This is a genomic window from Paenibacillus abyssi (assembly GCF_014640295.1).
Taxonomy (GTDB): domain Bacteria; phylum Bacillota; class Bacilli; order Paenibacillales; family Paenibacillaceae; genus Paenibacillus_D; species Paenibacillus_D abyssi.
This window is the reverse complement of sequence record NZ_BMGR01000008.1, coordinates 153,629-171,030: the sequence shown is the minus strand read 5'-3', so window position 1 is coordinate 171,030 and position 17,402 is coordinate 153,629. Positions and strand designations below refer to the sequence as shown.

Genomic DNA, 17,402 nt, shown 5'->3' with positions numbered 1-17,402 from the left:
CCAATTCCTTACTTCTCTATTTAGCGACCTTTTCTTTGATCAGGGCAAAATCAGCCGTGCCGAACTGATCATACAGCTTCCAGTAGCAATGGACGGCCACAGCCGGAATCCATGGGAAGCAGGTTTTGTTACCTTCGCCCTTCCAGCGCTTTCCGAATCCGGTATCGCCAAACATCGGGTCATCCCAAGCCCACCAGCTGATTAAGTAGCCTTCCTCCTGCAAGCCTGTATACGCATAACCCCAATCCTTCTCAGGGGTAGCTACCGTCTGGTTGCAGCCATGCCACAGCAATTCCGCTACCTTCAACAAGTCCTTGTCACCGGTAAAGCCGGCAATCTCCACCATTTCCGCCACGCCGGACAGCTCAAACGGATGCACATAACCCGCGCCAGGCGTATCACACGCTCCGATACCCGTACTGCGGAAGCCGAACCTTGCCAGCGTGCTCTCTTCCGGCAGCGGAACATCCCACAGTACAGTCCAGGAAGCGTTCAGCTTCGCCGCATCGTGGGCGCCCTCCAGAAAGTATTGATCCTTAGTCGCTTTGTATAAGGCGAGCAAAGCAATCATCGGGAAATAGATACTCTCGTTATCGATCAATTGTCCCTTGGCATAGATGCTGTCATGGATGCCGCCATTGAATTTGATGCCGGCGACGATTGTCTCGCGCACAAAACGTCCGGCTTTCTTAGCAGCTTCCAGGTAGCGTCCCTCTCCCGTGATTTCATAGAGCTCGACAAGCAGCGGAACCGATGTAGCCGTTGACGATTTTTGCTCATAGATCGTTGTTCCGAACCAGATCGGTGGATCGGTAATCGCTTTGCCGTCAATATCATAGGCTCTATACCACGAACCGTCCGTTTCTTGGGTTTTCAGCAGGAAATCCGCGTAGCGCCGAGCAGCTTCCAGCCACTCTTTGTTCTCCCGGCCCTGCGATTTTTCAAATGCATAAATGAGCAGCAGCGCATGCACATCTTCATTCATGCAGCGCAGATACGAGCCCTGCTTCTCTCTTAACGCCTTGATGACAAATTCGCGATGCTCGTACAGCGGCCCCATCAGTTCGACCAGTCTTTCACCTTCGGCATAAGCCAGCGGCAGAAGCAGGCCCGTCCACCAGAAGTCGAAGCTTTTTTTCTCCACACTGTATAGATTATAGAACATTCCCGTCTCAGGCAGATGCGCTTTGTTAACGAAGAAATCGACAACCTTTTGCGCTTTCTCCACATAATCGGTTTTTCCGTTATCCAGTCCAAAACGCAGCGAATTATAAGCGCTCAGAATGTTCTGGCCGGTAAATCCGAATTGAATAATATTGCTTAATTGAATGCCGTTCTGCGGATGGCAGTTCAGCGCATAACCAGCCGGCATGTTCGGATCCTCGTCTTCGCCCTTCTCGATATAATAACGGTCAAGCGCTTCGAGCCGGTATTCATTCAGCTTTTCAGCCGAGGCAGGCAGCGGAACCGGTGTCGAATCCAGGTCTTTCATTCTGCGGGTATAAGCGCTCCAGATCGCATCGATGAACTTGTCCTTCATTTCCACACGGATTGCGTAGGATACCTTAAGCGTCTCGCCCGTTTCCGCCGGCCAGAAGGAGCCCCAATCCGGCCTTTCCTTCATGTACAGCGCATGACAGCGCCCCTCGAAGAACGGATAGGCGGCGCGCAGCGACATCTGCTTCTCCGCGTTCGGTGCTGTCCAGACGCCCAAGCTGCCGATATCGGTCCGCTGCAGAAATAATCGCTCCTTATCCGGACGGTCAGGCACCGAATCATAAGCCGGCTGGTCGGCACGCATCAGGCTCATGCTGACCTTGCGTTTCTCGTCATAAGCCGTAACGGCCAGCATATTTAACCGGTCTTCACGGTACATCAAATCCTGCGTGCTCAGATAATCCTCCACACCGTCTTCATCCAAGTCATTTTTGTCATAAAGCGCCGGTGGAGCAAAGTAACGCAAATCCGTAAAGTCCATTTCCTCCTGAAGTGCGGTCACCGCGTCGAACCGCAGCCTGAAGCCGGTCTTTTCCGCCCCCTGCAGCACGCTCAGTTTACGGTTAACCTGCCATGTGTCATCGGCGGTTCTTACCCATTCATCGATAATCTTGCAGCTTATTTCACCGGCAGCCAGCTCCGCTTCGCACAGGTAGCCGTCTCCACGCTCCACTACCGAACTATACATGACCGCATGCTCGGTAATCTCTTCCTTTGATGCGCCTACCGTCCACAGCTCCACACTCGCCGGCTGCGGTACGTGAAGTACGCGAAGCCCCCCGGCTGTACCCTGCAATTTAAATTCCGGCGCGTAACCGGATGATTGTTCGAGCATGTTTAACATCAATTGATTTCCCATACGAGATTCTCCTCTTCTATTCTTTAGTGGCTCCTGCGGTCAAGCCTTTGATCATTCCTTTTTGGGCAAAGATCGTGAAGATAATGACAGGGATGATATACAAAATGCCGGTAGCCGACATTTTACCCCAGAAGGTTTGGAACGTAGTAACATAACCGGCGATTCCGATCGGCATCGTCTGCGATGCATCGGTACGCGTCAGGGTCAAGGCAAACATAAACTCATTCCACGCAGCCAGGAAGCTGAAGATTGAAGCAACGCCGATGGCCGGCATGGAAAGAGGAACCGCTATTTTCAAGAACTTGCCAAAGGTGCCCAGCCCATCGATCTCGGCTGCTTCTTCAATCTCGTTTGGAATCTGGCGGAAAAATCCCTCAAGGATCCAGATAATCAACGTGAGCTGCAGCGGCAAATACGTAATGATCAAGGCTAGATTGGTATCAATGAGCCCAAGCTGACGCATCATCAAGAAGAACGGAACGCCCATCACAATCGGCGGAAACATCCGGATCGCCACCACTGTTGCAAACAGCAGGCCGCTGAATTTGTAACGGTATTTGGCAAAGCCGTAAGCCGCGGGAATACTGACAAGCATGGATATCAATGTACTGACGCCGGACACCGTCAAGCTGTTCTTCATAAAAGCCTGAAACTGGCCTTCGTCAATAATATCTGAATAATGTTGCGTGGTTACCGGGTCCGGGATCCATACCGGCGGCACCGAAAACATTTGAATTTCCGTTTTGATCGAGGTCAGAAATGTCCATAGGAACGGGAAAATGACAAACGCTGACATTGCAATAAGAATGAAATAAGAAAGAATGTTAGATAGTTTAAAGGATTTCATCATGATCTATCTGTCCTCCTTCGGCCGCAAGAGACGGAACAATCCGAAGCTGATGATCATGATCATAATCATGACCAGGAACGATGCAGCTGATCCTTGTCCAAAGTTCAATCCAGTGAACGTGCTTTTATAAATATAAGTGCTCAATACTTCCGTGGAACCGCCAGGGCCGCCCTGCGTCAGAATATAGACAATATCAAACACGCGGAAAGCATCAGACAGGCGTACCACAAGAATCATCAGAATCGCCGGCTTTAGCAGCGGCAGCGTAATATTGGTAAAGATCTGCACTGCATTCGCGCCATCCAGCCGTGCCGCTTCGTACAAATCCTCCGACAGTGACGACATCGCCGCAAGTAAGATCAGAATGACAAATGGCGTAGCGAGCCATACGTTAGCAATTAAAACAGCGGTTCTGGCACCCCATACGCTGCCCATCCACAATGGTCCGTCAATGCCGATCATCGAGAGCACAGAGTTGATAACCCCATATTGGTCGGCAAACAGCCATCTCCATTGAAGACCGGATACTACCGGCGCAATCATGAGCGGCAGGGTGAAGAGAACCCGGAAGAACTTTGTGCCCGGCAGGCTCCTGTTCAGCACCAGCGCTACAGCAAATCCGATAATCAGTTCGACAATGATCGTAACCGAAACAAAGCCTAATGTATTCCATAATGCGCTTTGAAATTGACTGGATTGCAGTACATTAATATAGTTTTCCAGACCGACAAATGAGCCGCTCGTCATCATGCCCTTCGATTCAAATACACTGATCTTCAGCGACCATAAGATCGGGTAAAGCACCGTTGCCGCCATGACAATCAAGGCAGGCAGAGTAAGTAAAATACCTGCGGTTCTTCGGGATCGTTTGTTTCGTCCTGCTTTTTTCATCACGGATACTGCCATGCTGTATCCTCCTAACCTGTTGTTTAAGTAAGACCTCTGCAGGGATAGCAAGGGACCGCTGCAGTGTGAGCCTGCGCAAGTCCCTTGTCATCCAGGATGCTGCATTACTGCGATACGATCGACTCGATATCTTTCTGCGCAGCTTTCAGTTCTTCTTCCGGCGTGCTTTGCTGGGTCATGATCTTGGAAAGCGACAACGCCAGGCGATTTTGGATGGCTGGGAATACAGGCGTAGTCGTAACATTTTTACCGTACTCTACTGCCTCTGACATCGTAGCAATCGCTTGCTTATCTGCATCGGATAACTCGGCATCGGAATTCAATGCTTCTACCGCAGCTGTTTTTACAACCGGATTAATGAAATGCTTTCCAAACTTTTCCATCATATCTGTACTGGTCGCCCACTCCAAAAATTCCATCGCTGCATCTTTATTTTTCGAGCTGGAAGAAATACCGAAACCCCAGCTCCATACTGCGCTTGCATGCTCCGCGCCAGCGGGCTGTGGAGCAACCGCGAATTGGCCGGCTACTTTGGATTGGCCAGGATCATTGGCAAGCGTATACATATACGGCCAGTTGATAACCATCGCAGCCTTGCCCTGCATAAACATGTTGTGCACATCCGCGTTATCATAACCTACCGCACCGGCCGGGCTGCTCTTGTCTTCATGCTGAATGCCCAGCATGAATTTGAATGCCTCAACGTTCGCCGGGCTGTCTACGACGACCTTATCTCCGTCAAGCACTCCGCCTCCTGCTTGTAAGAATCGGTCCATCAGATGCGTAACCGGCTCTCCGCTTTGCTTGCCCTCGACAATCGTTCCGTAAACGCCGCCGGCTTCATCCGTCAGCTGTTTTGCATATTCGCGGAATTCATCCCAAGTTGCTGGCGGCTCTGTTAAACCCGCCTTTTCAAACAAATCCGTCCGGTAGTACAGCACCGGTGTATGCACCAGATACGGCAATCCGAAAATTTGATCATTATACGATACCGCTTCCAGAGCTGCCGGTACGAACTGCGCGATATCCTCATCCGTTAACCGGTCGTTAAGCGGCTCCAGAAAGCCCATCTCGGCAAACTCTGAAATCCACGGCTGGTCCGTTTGGAAAATATCGATTGCGCCGGTACCCGACGCCGCTTCCGTAATGAATCGCTCGTGCATGTTATCGTGAGGCACATCCAAAAATTGAACACTGATGCCCGTTTGCTCTGTAAATTCAGGAGCCAAGTTCTTGTAGAACTCTGTGTAAGGTCCGCCGGTTTCCACACCAATCGTTATTGTCTTTTCTTCATTTCCTCCCGCATTCGAAGAAGCGCTTTCATTATTGCCATTTGAGCTCGCTCCGGAGCATCCGCTAATTAATCCGACAGCTAAAGCGGATACCGCCATCGTAAGACCAAATTTACGCCAAAAATTCTTTACGTGATTCCCTGCTTTTTTCATCGTAGAAAGACCCCTTTCAAGTGATATAATCGATTGATTTCAAGCTTTCCCCTTTAACGGCTGCATGTTCATTCCGATAGGCTTCCCTCCCAATAGAGTATACATGTTCAAACTTAATCGATTAATTAAAATTTCTGAAAAAAACACGCTCATTTGTGCTCCTTCAGGATTGCAACCGCCTTCATCGATGACTTTACTTGCTGCTCTTTCACTCTCGAGGCTTCCCTACGGTATGGCGTTTAATCAGCGTGCATTTTAACTTCTTATTTTTTTCGGTAGCTTCTTCTTGATTCAATATCGATACTAATGATTTGATCGCTTCCATGCCCATCTCATGCAGCGGCAATCTCATGGTTGTCAGCTTTGGGTTAATATAAGAACTGAACTCCCGATCATCAAAGCCGATAATGGAGATATCTTCGGGAATATGCAGCCCTCTCTCCAGACAAGCATTGATCGCGCCGGCCGCCATCACATCATTCATCGCAAGAATGGCTGTGGGACGGGTTGTCCCATCCAGCAGCTCACGCGTTAGCGTGTAACCGGATTCGAATTCCCAGTCCCCGGTTTTGATAAAGCTCGGATCGAAAACCAACTCGTGATCCTTCACTGCCTGGTAATAGCCATTAAAGCGATCCCTTGAGGGATTGGAGTTAAAGAGGCCGCTGATGACCGCGATTTTGCTGTGCCCTTCTTCTATTAAATACTTCGTTGCTTCATAAGCTGCCAAGTGGTCGTCGTAATTAACGGAATAACCTTCACCGGAAGTGTAACAGTACGTATATACCGTCGGAAGCGTTCCTGTATTAATGATTCCGCTTACATCGCGGGTATGAACGCCGATATAGATCAAACCGTCCACTTGCTTGTTTAAAATTTCCTTCATTGCGGGGGGTGTCAGCTGCCTGACCTTCTCCTGGTCTTCAAGATCCCGTCCCAGACGTTTTAGAACCCTCATGTTCGTCAACAGCAGCGAAAAGCCGTGATTCTCGGCGTATTCGTTAATTCCGTCGATGATCTCGGAAGAGTGGAATGATGTAACATCCTCCACCACAACCCCGATCGTGTTGGTTTTCTTGATTTTCAGGCTTTTGGCGATATGATTGGGCTGGTAATTCATTTCTTCAATCACTTTTAAAATTTTAATGCGTGTCTTTTCACTGACGCTTCCGGTTCCGTTTAATACGTAAGATACCGTCGCAGTGGATACATTCGCCTTCTGAGCGATATCTTTAATACGAATCATAAACGCTCCTTTGAATTTCCGCCATGTAATCTGGTGTAAACGTAACTCCATAATTACCGTAAGAGATTAATCGTTTAAGTTGTTTTTATCTTAGCACGGGTTTTATCGAATTACAAGTTATAATTTCTTCCCGTGCTAATGAACTGGTATTGTCGGATCAATCGTTCCCCAGGCTTTCCAGCCGCTCCATAATCCGCCTCTTGCGGTACAGCATTTTTCCCGCTTCGGCTACATCCTGCAATGTGCCCCGGTTGATCCATGCACCAAAGACCATGCCCGCTACCGGCACCATTTGGAACAGTTTTTTCCAACCGAAGTTATCCCGGTAAGAGGCCACAACCTCGCGCCAGCCCTGGATTTGGGAAATGGCCTGATCCGCTCGGGCAGACCCTGACAGCTGGGCTAATTCGTCCAGAATGACACGTTTGCCAACAATATCGGAGGATGCAAATTGCAGACATTTCACCACAAATAACCGCTCCTGCTTCTCCTTCGGATCATAGCCGTAACATACGGAAAGCTCCTGCAGCACCTTAAGCGAAATACCCAAGATCGCCGGAATATCGATCGCAAGCGTGAAGATGCCGCCAATTCCGGTTGTCGCCCCCTGTACAGCGGCCAGCTTGCTGCGGCTGCTCACAAGGGAATCCGCCACCTTGTCCATTGTCACAAGAGGCAGCTCCGATGCCCGTACAAATGGGATGGAGACAGCACGCGCTTCCCGTGCCAATTGCTCCTGGATCGAACGTTCGGAGATGAGGTATTGCCCCCCGCTCTGAATAAAGCTGCCGAGCTCATTCAAAGCCATACCCAGCTTTTCATGTACAACCTTCGGCGTGATTTTATCAAGCAGCATAAACGGCAGCCTGCCCAGCTTGTCAAAGATCCCCATGCCGTTTTGCTCGCGTTCCCATTTATTGATTGCCTGCAGCTCATTCTCCAGCTGTTCCTTCGATTCAACTGTCACTCTTGTTAACCATCCTTCGCAATGTGATATTAGCTGCCGCTCCGTTCAAGCGAGGGAGTCGCCAATGAGCTCCCCCGCCGGACAGACCTTTCCATCCGATTGTTACGGCTCTCTCCGCACTTTATCCAGCACTTCCAAGTAAAGCACCTGCAAAAATTTCTTTATATTAACTTTTCCCCTTTCCGGCCTCAGGTTCTCATCGATTTCCTTCATTTTTAACCGCACATCCTGAAAATCAAAATAAAGCGGCGCGTAATGCTCAAATTTCGGATTGCTGTAATCCGTTAATCCGATATTGCACAGATTGGATAATGCGCTCATGACCGTGCGCCGAATCCGCTGTTCAACCGCTTTCCCTTCCTTCTCCATGTCGCAGCCGGGCCCTTTGCCGGCTTGTGCGGCCACCTCATAGAGCTCTTTAAGCGGCGGGAGGGTATCCGATTTATGATGCTGAACCAAATGCTCCATGATTTCAATAATATCCCTGCTGCCGCTCTCTCCGACTATGCCCATTTCCATCAATATCGGTTGAATGATTTCACGAACGGTCCGTTTTCTCGCGCTGTTGCCCAGCTCCATATGAAGATTGCTCAGCTTGGCCAGAGAATCCCTAATTTCATTCAAATACGTTCCGATTTTCCAGTGCTCGTTCACCCGGGTCAAAAGCGCTTCGACTTCCACCCGGTTGATCGGCTTGCGGATATAGAACTCGATCCCAGCCCGGTACGCCTTTCCGATCATGTTCGTATTTTCGATTTGCGAAATCATAATATATTTCCCGCAGTAGCCCTGCTGCCTTAACCGGTTGATCGTCTCAATGCCGTCCTGGTCCGGCATCAATAAGTCGATCAGCACGACGTCCGGCTGCACGTCAAGAACAACCCGTTCGCCTTCGCCGCCGCTGCCCGCAGTAGCGACAACCTCGCCAAATCCGCCTCTTTCAATGATGTTCTGCAGCATCAACCGGCTCGCCGCATCATCATCTACAATACCGAATGACAGCACCCGTTCCTCACACTCCCTTTTTCAACATATCGGTCGAAAAAACAACGACAAAGGTGGTCTCTCCCGCACGCTCTGCGGATTGCAGCCAAATCGTCCCTCCTGTTGAATGTACGATGTCACGCACATGGGATAACCCGATTCCCGTGGCCGCGTATCCGTCCTGGTTAAACTTCGTCGTAAACCCCGGTTCAAAAATCATCGATTTATCCTGCTCCGCAATGCCGATTCCCGTGTCGGAGACGGTCATGACCGTTTTGCCGCCCTGTTCGTAGATCCGTACCCCTACCTTCCCTTTCTTCTCGATCGCTTCCACGGCATTGGAAACGAGATTATTCAGCACCGTGATTAACGGAATAAAATGGGCGGTGACATAATCAGTTCCGACCGAGCTTTCGAATTCAACCTCTTTCTTCAACATCTGTCCATACTTGCGGTTGGATTTGATAACAAAATCAACGATTTCGGAGAGGGTCATATCGGAAGCCGTCTCACGGTCAAACAGCTTCAGGAGTCCGGCGAGAATCCGCTGGGAATCCTTCTTCACCTCATGAATCTGCTGCGTAATTTGCAGCATGGAGCGGCTGCTTTCTTTCTCGCCCGCTTCCATAAGCTTGCCGTACAAATCATGGCTTTGGGCGGTGATCCGTTCAATCGTATCCATCGATTTTCTTAAATAAAACACTTCACCGTACAAGCCGGAGCTTACACTCAGCATCTGCTCCATCCGTTTCTGCTGCTCAAGATGCAAAGCCCGCATCTGGCTGATCATGATGCTGCTGTACAAGCCGACGACAAAGAAGCTCCGCACCACCGCCGTCGCTCCGATCAGCACCCACTGCCCCGTGTAAAAGTAGGTCAAATCAAACAGAAGGCTGCGGGCCAGCAGCTCGATTTCATTGGAGATAAAATCAATGCATGCCACACAGCCGCCGAGCAGAAACGGATGAAATTCAGACAATCTGCCTTGTATCAAGCTCATGCCTAGTGCAAAAGCAATATAATAGAGCGCGGCGGAAAAATGATCCTGCAGGCTTCCAATGAGGGAGAACGTTTCAAATGACGTCATACTGTCCATCGTCGTCCGGAAGAGAAGTACAGTTATTCCCGTCATAATTCCTGCACGCACATAGGGCAGCTGTCTCATCAGAAGCAGGCAGAGCAGAAATGCGCTGCTGCCAAGCCCGATCCGGAACAGTTCACCGCTGAAGGGCGTCACCTTGAATTCCCCGGCTATCGCCGTTACAATCGCAAGCAGCGCCAATTGCATCTTTTCATGATTGAAACGTCCCGGCAGATGACCCCACCTCCAATTACCATAATTGTAATCAAAGCGCGGTCATTTTCATAGACATTTTCACTGCAGCAGATCCCATACCTGCTTGCCGATGAGCAGCGTGCATACCGCGATAAATAACGGACGCACATAAGCGGCTCCCTTGCGCACCGCCACACGCGATCCCAGGAGAGAACCGCAGATCATCGCCAGCCCCATCGGAATGCCGATCTGGTAATTGACCGCCCCGATGAATATAAAGGTGACCAGACTTGCAATATTGCTGCCAAAGTTCAGCACCTTGGCATTTCCGGCTGCCGTCACAAAATCAAATCCGAGCATCAGAAAGACAAAGATTAAGAAGGAGCCTGTGCCCGGCCCGAAAAATCCGTCGTAGAACCCGATCCCGAGAGCAGCCATTCCCATCAGCCAGGCCGATCCCTTCGTCAAGCTGCGGAACGTGGACATACTCCCCCAATTTTTGCGGAACACCGTATATAACGTAATGAGGATCAGCATGACAACAACGATCGGCCGTAGAAAATCCGAAGGGATGGCCCGCAGCACCAGCGTTCCGAAGACAGCCCCCCCTGCAGATAATATAAATAATCCTCTCACCACTTTGAGATCCACATAACCTGAGCGCATAAATGAAACCGTGCTCGTCAATGACGACATTGTACCTGCCAATTTATTCGTACCCAGAACATCCGTCGTCGGCATGCCTGTTGCCAGCAGCAGCGGGACGGAGATCAGGCCGCCGCCGCCTACAACGGAGTCGACAAATGCGGCGAAAAAAGCACCCGCGATGAGAAGAAGCATCATTTCCAGACTAAGCTGCATCATCATTATGAAGACCCCTTATATTACACGAATTTCGCTTCCAGCCTTCTCGCAATTAATGATAAAGCATAATTAACCGAGAAATACAGTAAAGCCACTACCATCAGGACAGGGATGACAAAATCATAGCTTTGTGCGATGACAATCTTCGAATGATTCATCAGCTCCGGCAGCGAAATGACCACGGCCAGCGAGGTGTCTTTCAATAAAGCGATAAACTGGCTGACCAGCGGCGGCACCATACGGCGAAGTCCCTGCGGCATGACGATATGCCACAGCGTCTGCGTGTAGCCGAGTCCCGAGGACCTCGACGCTTCAATCTGCCCCTTGTTGACGGAGTTCAAGCCGCTGCGGACGATTTCCGAGATGATTGCCCCCTCAAATAAGGTTAAAGCAACAATCGCCGATGTGACAACATCAAGTTTAATGCCGATGTCCGGCAAAGCAAACCGCGTAAAAAAGATGATCAGCAGCAGCGGCAGATTGCGAAGGATTTCGACGATGACGCCCAGGACCGGCGCCAGAATCGGAATCTTCGCATAACGGATCGTGCCAACGAGACAGCCGAGTACAAAGCTTAATACAATGGAAATAAAAGCCACTTTAAGCGTCACATAAAAGCCTTCCAGAATAAACCTTAGATTGTCCGGTGATAAAGCCCCTGCAAAATCCATCTTTTCCCCTCCTTTTATCCGCTTTTAGCGAGTTTGCGTTCTAATTGCCGCGCCATATAACTCAAAGGAAGAGTCAGCACCAGGTAAAATAAAGCGACAAAAATATACGTATCAAAGGTGACATAGGTCCGGCTTGCAATCTGGTCGCCAAAATACATCAGGTCAAGTCCGGCAAACACCCCGAGTATCGAGGAATTCTTGATGAGATTAAGGGACTGGTTGCTGAGCGGCGGAATGACGATCTTTATCGCCTGCGGCAGAACGACATACCTCATCGCCTGCACGTAGGTTAATCCCGAAGCCTGCGCCGCCTCCAGTTGGCCTTTGGGAACGGACATAATGCCTGCTCTGATCGCTTCCGCGATAAACGAGGCCGTGTAAATCATCAGCCCGAGCGTTCCGCATACGAATCCGCTAAGCGTAATTCCCAGTGAGGGCAAGCCATAGAAAAACACAAAAACAACCAGCAGCAGCGGGATGTTGCGGATAAACTCCACGTACATCGCTCCCGCCCAGCGCAGCGGCCGGATCGGCGTAATCCGGAATACCGCAATGACCGTACCGATCGCAAAGCTGCCCAGCAGCGCAATGACGCTGGCCAGGATCGTGTTGCGGAACCCGTGCAGGTAGATATCAAAATTTTCGGTAAGAATAGAGAAGTCCGGCATATGCATCTCCCTTTCGGTTCTGGCCTACAGAAGAAGGGTGGCCGCAGCCACCCCTCCTATGTTTGGGTTGAAGCTTATTCGGACGGTGCTTCACCAATCCACTTCTCATAGATCGTGTTGTATTCACCGCTCGACTTGAGTGCTGCAAGCCCTTCATTGACGGCTTCCACAAGGGCCGTCTCGCCCTTTTTCATCGCAATCCCGTACGGCTCATCGGTAAACGGCTCCCCGACCACTTCATAATTGGCATCCTGGGCCATCATGCCGTAGAGGATGGAATTATCCGTCGTTAACACGTCCCCTTGCCCGGCTTTAAGCGCGCTGAACGCATCCTGATAATTTTCAAACTCCAGCACGGTGGCGTCCGGAGCGATTTCTTTAATGTTATCTACCGATGTGGCGCCCTTTACAGCCAGAACCTTCGTACCGCTGGTGACATCTTCCACGCTTTGAATCGGGCTTCCCTTCTTCACAAGCAGTGACTGTCCCGCTTCGAAGTAGACTTCGGAGAAATCGACCTGCTCCCGGCGCTCCTCCGTAATCGTCATCGTTGCGATGATCATATCGATCTCATTGTTATTGAGCATCGGAATACGGGTTTTGGAGGTTACTTCCTTCAATTCAATCTTGTTCTCATCACCAAGAATGGATTTGGCAAGCGCCTTGGCAATATCAATATCAAAGCCCTCCACCTCACCGCTGGCCGGATCCTTCAAGCCGAACAGCTTCGTATCGAACTTCACGCCGACAACGAGCTTATCCCTGCTTTTGATCTCATCAAGCAGCGAAGCTCCCGCTTCAGACTCTCCACCGGCTGCAGAATTGCCGTTACCGTTGCCGTTACCGCTTCCTCCCCCGCATGCAGCTAATACCAACGCCGAAATAACGAACAACATGAAGCTAACTGACATCCACTTTTTTCTCATCCTAGAACACCCTCTCTTCTATTGGTTAATGATTTAAAACCCGGTTTAAGAACAGCTTTGCCCTCTCTTCGCGCGGATTGGAGAAGAATTCACCTGGCGATGCCTCCTCGATGATTTGCCCCTGATCCATAAATACGACCCGGTCCGCTACTTCCCGCGCAAAGCCCATCTCATGGGTCACTACGACCATCGTCATTCCCTCGCGTGCCAGCGCCTTCATGACATCAAGCACCTCACCAACCATCTCCGGATCAAGCGCGGATGTCGGCTCGTCGAACAGCATCACCTTGGGCTTCATCGCAAGTCCCCTGGCAATGGCCACGCGCTGCTGCTGGCCGCCCGACAATTGCGAAGGATACTGGCCGGCCTTTTCCGCAATGCCAACCTTCTCCAGGAAATACATGGCCGTTTTTTCTGCTTCCTGTCTCGTCATCCCCAGCACTTTGATCGGGGCTAACGTAATATTGTCGATGACTTTCTTATGGGGATACAGGTTGAAATGCTGAAACACCATGCCGATATCCCGCCTCAGCTTGTTGATATCCGTTTTCTTGTCGTTAACCTTGCTGTTGTTCACGGTCAGCTCTCCGCTTGAAATCGCTTCCAAACGATTAATGCACCGAAGCAGCGTACTCTTGCCCGAACCTGACGGTCCTACGACAACAACCACTTCGCCCTGTTCGATCTGGAGATTAATTTCCTTGAGCACATGAAAGCTTCCGTAATGCTTCTCGACCTGCCGAAATTCGATCACCGGACCCCTCCCCCTTAGGCTAAAACAAAGATTTCTGTTAGCTGTATGTGATGAAATATAACATTGAGCTTAAACTAACTATGACGTCCAAACTACGTAATCTTATAAAATCCTACATTTTTTTCAAAAAATTAATAAAAAAAACCGATCCCCGGCTTTTGAGGATCGATCCTTGACCGCTGATTTGTTCGGTCGCCAAGCTTTCCCGACGTAGTCGTGAAGTCCGCGTAAACCGCATTCACTGCGCAGTCGAATGTTCTTCTCCAGAATCATTCGATCTGCTTCGTTTAGGCGTAACCTTTTCTTTCATAAAAACAAAAAAAGAAGCCTTTCCCTGTTAACATGTAAGTACGACCAAACATGAACAATGGAGAGGCTTCTTTACGGCCGTTCTTCCGTTCCTACCTGCCGCCGATTTTGTGAATGATTCCGGATACTTCTAAGATTAAAGCAACTTTACCATCGCCTAATATCGTAGCGCCGGCGATCCCTTCCACTTTCCCCAAGTAAGAGCCCAGCGACTTGATTACGGTCTCCTGATTGCCGATCAGCTCATCAACCACCAACGCCAACCGTTTCTCCGCCGACCCTACAATCACTAACGAAATGTGATTTTTCCCTTTACTCTGCTTAGGGATGCCCAAATAGTCGTGCACCCATGCCACCGGGATGACTTGTTTGCGCAGTAAAATGACCGACTGCCCGCGTACGGTTTGAATATCATCCAAGGTTACCCTGACGATTTCGGCGATATTGCTCATTGGGATGATAAACGTTTGCTCATGCAGCTTAACAAGCAATCCGACGATGATGGCAAGCGTTAACGGAAGCTTGATCTTAAAACAAGTTCCCTCTCCTAATGTAGTCTGAATATCGATCATGCCATTCAGCTTTTCGATATGGTTTTTGACGATATCCATTCCCACGCCCCGCCCGGATACATCGCTCACGGTATGCGCTGTCGAAAATCCGGAACGGAAGATTAGCTCGATCGCTTCCCTGTCGCTTAACTGCTCCCCCTCTTCCGGTGAAATAAGGCCTTTCTGCAAAGCGACCTTTATCATGTTGGCCGGATCGATGCCCGTTCCGTCTTCCTTCACATAGATGACGACCTGGTTGTCCTCATGAGCCGCTCTGATTAACAAGGTTCCTTTACGGCTTTTGCCCGACCGTTCCCTTTGTTCAGGTGTTTCGATCCCATGGTCAACCGCATTACGGATTAAGTGAACGAGCGGATCGGCAATTTCTTCAATCAAGGTCCGGTCTAATTCCGTATCTTTTCCCTCAATGATAAGCTCGATCTCTTTCCCCAAATCACGGGACAAATCCCGGATCATGCGGGGAAAACGGTTAAACAACTGCTCGATCGGCAGCATTCTCGCCTTCATGACACTTTCCTGCAGATCGCTTATAATGCGGGAAAGATGATCGGAGATTTGGCCCAGCTCATTCACCGAGTCATCGGAGAAAAGCCGGCTTTGCATCCGCTCCACCTGATGAATGCGGGTCTGATCGATCACCAGCTCGCCTACCAGATTCATAAGATGATCCAGGCGCTCCACGCTCACCCGGATCGTCTGGGATTTCGCTTTTCCCGTTTGAAGCGAGTCATCATTGTCCGATCTCGGCTGCATGGCCGAAGGCGCAATGATAAGCTCTGTTTCACCTGCTTCAATAGGCTCCACGTTGACATGCGCAACCTCAGCCAAATTAGAAACGAGATGCTGGAGCTCATGGCGGCTGTGATCTCCGGAATAGAGGAATGTCAGCTGCAGAAGGTCATCGCTCTGCTCATCAATCTCCTCCGCTTCCGGAACGGCGAGCAGAACCTCTCCCCACTCGTTCAAATTCGACTGAATGACATAGGCTCTAGCTCCCTTGACCGCGCACTCACTTGGAAGCACCACACCGATCCAGAACACCTGAAGTCCATGCTCCTGCGCTTCCTGCACCTTTAACCGGGCAGCCATGTGGAGCGGCGGTTTCGCTAGTTCCGGCAGGACAGAAGAAGGGTCAGGCTGAGCGGGGTCGACAAACGCTTGAAGCAGCCTGACGCAGCCGGATATATCGGTACGTGTGTAATCATGAAGCTCAATATCTTTTTTTAACTGCTTGAGACAGTCCAGCGACTGAAACAGAAGATCGATAAGCGGGCTGGTTACCCTTAGCTTCTTGCATCTTACTTGCTCCATCAGATGTTCCATCTCGTGGGTTAATTGCTTCATTTGCTCAAAACCCATGACCGCAGACGAGCCTTTTAATGTATGGGCTGCGCGAAACAAGCTTTGGATGACCTGCTCCGACTCACCCGACTGCTCCAGCTTTAAAATTTCTTCATCCATGAGCTGCAGCTGTTCCTCCAGCTCTTCCATAAAAACCTCTCTGTACTCGGATAACATGCGGTCACTCCTGTTCGCGAACTAACACTTCATTCAGCTTTAAGATTCCGGCGAGGCCGTTATCCGATAATCCGATCCCTGTAAAGTAATTGCCGTCAATCCCCCCTACACGATCCGGAGGAGGCTGAATATCCGAGAAGGTCGTCACTTTGTTCACGCGGTCGACAATGATGCCAACAGTATCCTCTTGATGATGAACGACCACGATGCGAGTCATCTTCGTATACGCTTCTTCATGGAAATGGAATAAATTCCGCAGGCTGATCACGGGTACGATCTTTCCTCTAAGATTAATGACTCCTTTTACATAAGGCTTCACGTTAGGAATTTGCGTAATATCCTGCATTTTGATAATTTCATGGATATCCTGAATTCGAATCGCGTATTGTTCGTTCTTAATCCCAAACTCGATATATTGACCCTGCTTCGTTACCTCCATGCTTCTGTTCCTCTTCCCTTGTTATTAGCTGGCTTGGATATGCAGCGCCTTTTTCTTAATTCTGCTGATCGCGTTATCGACGGCCTTCGGACTCACGCTAATGTGTTCCGCAGCTTCCTTATACGACTTTCCGTCCATAATCTCCATGAAAACTTGCAGCTCAATCCGGGACATATTCCGTACGACCTGGTTTAACTGAAGCTGATGCTCCCTTGTTTCTTCCTTTATTAGATAAGCTTCTTCCGGTGTCGGCGCATCCGAGACAAAATCCATGAACATACCCTCTTCCGCACCTGAATCTTCCATTCTTTGAAAAAATGAAATGTAGTGATTTAAAAAATAATGTTTTCTTCTTGTTGCCAGCTTTACTGCGTTTAAAATGTGATTTCTGATATGCAGCCTTGCAAATGCATGGAACGTTCCTTTATCCGATTCGAATTTCATTAAAGCGATATATAATCCGGTACATCCTTCTTGATACAAATCCGCTTTTACCATACCACCAGCGAAAAAACGGCTGCAGTAGTAATGAATCATCGGCGTGTATTTAGCCAAGAGGCTGTTAAAAGCCTCTTGCTCCCCTTCCATATACCGTAAGACTAACTCTTCATCCGTTAACGTTTCTATGATTGTTGTCATAAATCCGCTCCT

16 protein-coding genes are annotated in these 17,402 nt (G+C 49.7%); all 16 read right to left on the bottom strand.

From position 1 onward, the window contains the following. Positions 1-16: 16 nt before the first annotated feature. Complete coding sequence (locus IEW11_RS13430) at positions 17-2,356, bottom strand: hypothetical protein (RefSeq protein WP_188531566.1); 2,340 nt, start codon at positions 2,354-2,356, stop codon at positions 17-19. A gap of 16 nt (positions 2,357-2,372) precedes the next feature. Next, a complete protein-coding gene (locus IEW11_RS13425) occupies positions 2,373-3,206 on the bottom strand; it encodes a carbohydrate ABC transporter permease (RefSeq protein WP_188531565.1) in 834 nt (277 codons plus the stop codon). Between the two features lie 3 nt (positions 3,207-3,209). Then, positions 3,210-4,112 (bottom strand): carbohydrate ABC transporter permease, encoded by a 903-nt coding sequence (locus IEW11_RS13420; protein WP_188531564.1) that lies wholly within the window; start codon positions 4,110-4,112, stop codon positions 3,210-3,212. Between the two features lie 104 nt (positions 4,113-4,216). Next, positions 4,217-5,557, bottom strand: a complete 1,341-nt coding sequence (locus tag IEW11_RS13415; protein WP_188531563.1) for a sugar ABC transporter substrate-binding protein — start codon at positions 5,555-5,557, stop codon at positions 4,217-4,219. A gap of 208 nt (positions 5,558-5,765) precedes the next feature. Beyond that, positions 5,766-6,803 (bottom strand): LacI family DNA-binding transcriptional regulator, encoded by a 1,038-nt coding sequence (locus IEW11_RS13410; RefSeq protein ID WP_188531562.1) that lies wholly within the window; start codon positions 6,801-6,803, stop codon positions 5,766-5,768. Positions 6,804-6,960: 157 nt separating this feature from the next. After that, on the bottom strand, positions 6,961-7,770 hold the full coding sequence (locus IEW11_RS13405) for an EcsC family protein (protein ID WP_229725251.1): 810 nt from the start codon (positions 7,768-7,770) through the stop codon (positions 6,961-6,963). A 102-nt stretch (positions 7,771-7,872) separates the two neighbouring features. Continuing rightward, the gene (locus IEW11_RS13400) at positions 7,873-8,775 is read right to left on the bottom strand and encodes a response regulator (RefSeq protein ID WP_308422736.1); all 903 of its coding nucleotides are present in this window, start codon (positions 8,773-8,775) and stop codon (positions 7,873-7,875) included. 7 nt (positions 8,776-8,782) lie between these two features. Then, a complete protein-coding gene (locus IEW11_RS13395) occupies positions 8,783-10,042 on the bottom strand; it encodes a sensor histidine kinase (RefSeq protein ID WP_188531561.1) in 1,260 nt (419 codons plus the stop codon). Between the two features lie 87 nt (positions 10,043-10,129). Further along, a complete protein-coding gene (locus tag IEW11_RS13390; protein WP_188531652.1) occupies positions 10,130-10,894 on the bottom strand; it encodes a TSUP family transporter in 765 nt (254 codons plus the stop codon). 20 nt (positions 10,895-10,914) lie between these two features. Beyond that, complete coding sequence (locus IEW11_RS13385; protein WP_188531560.1) at positions 10,915-11,565, bottom strand: amino acid ABC transporter permease; 651 nt, start codon at positions 11,563-11,565, stop codon at positions 10,915-10,917. Between the two features lie 14 nt (positions 11,566-11,579). Beyond that, positions 11,580-12,233, bottom strand: a complete 654-nt coding sequence (locus IEW11_RS13380) for an amino acid ABC transporter permease (RefSeq protein WP_188531559.1) — start codon at positions 12,231-12,233, stop codon at positions 11,580-11,582. Between the two features lie 74 nt (positions 12,234-12,307). Further along, positions 12,308-13,159, bottom strand: a complete 852-nt coding sequence (locus IEW11_RS13375; protein ID WP_188531558.1) for an ABC transporter substrate-binding protein — start codon at positions 13,157-13,159, stop codon at positions 12,308-12,310. A gap of 25 nt (positions 13,160-13,184) precedes the next feature. Next, entirely contained in the window at positions 13,185-13,913 is a 729-nt protein-coding gene (locus tag IEW11_RS13370; protein WP_188531557.1) for an amino acid ABC transporter ATP-binding protein, read from the bottom strand. A gap of 401 nt (positions 13,914-14,314) precedes the next feature. Beyond that, entirely contained in the window at positions 14,315-16,312 is a 1,998-nt protein-coding gene (locus IEW11_RS13365; RefSeq protein ID WP_188531556.1) for a chemotaxis protein CheA, read from the bottom strand. 4 nt (positions 16,313-16,316) lie between these two features. Beyond that, positions 16,317-16,751, bottom strand: a complete 435-nt coding sequence (locus IEW11_RS13360) for a chemotaxis protein CheW (protein ID WP_188531555.1) — start codon at positions 16,749-16,751, stop codon at positions 16,317-16,319. Positions 16,752-16,775: 24 nt separating this feature from the next. Next, complete coding sequence (locus IEW11_RS13355) at positions 16,776-17,390, bottom strand: sigma-70 family RNA polymerase sigma factor (protein WP_188531554.1); 615 nt, start codon at positions 17,388-17,390, stop codon at positions 16,776-16,778. Between the last annotated feature and the right edge of the window lie 12 nt (positions 17,391-17,402).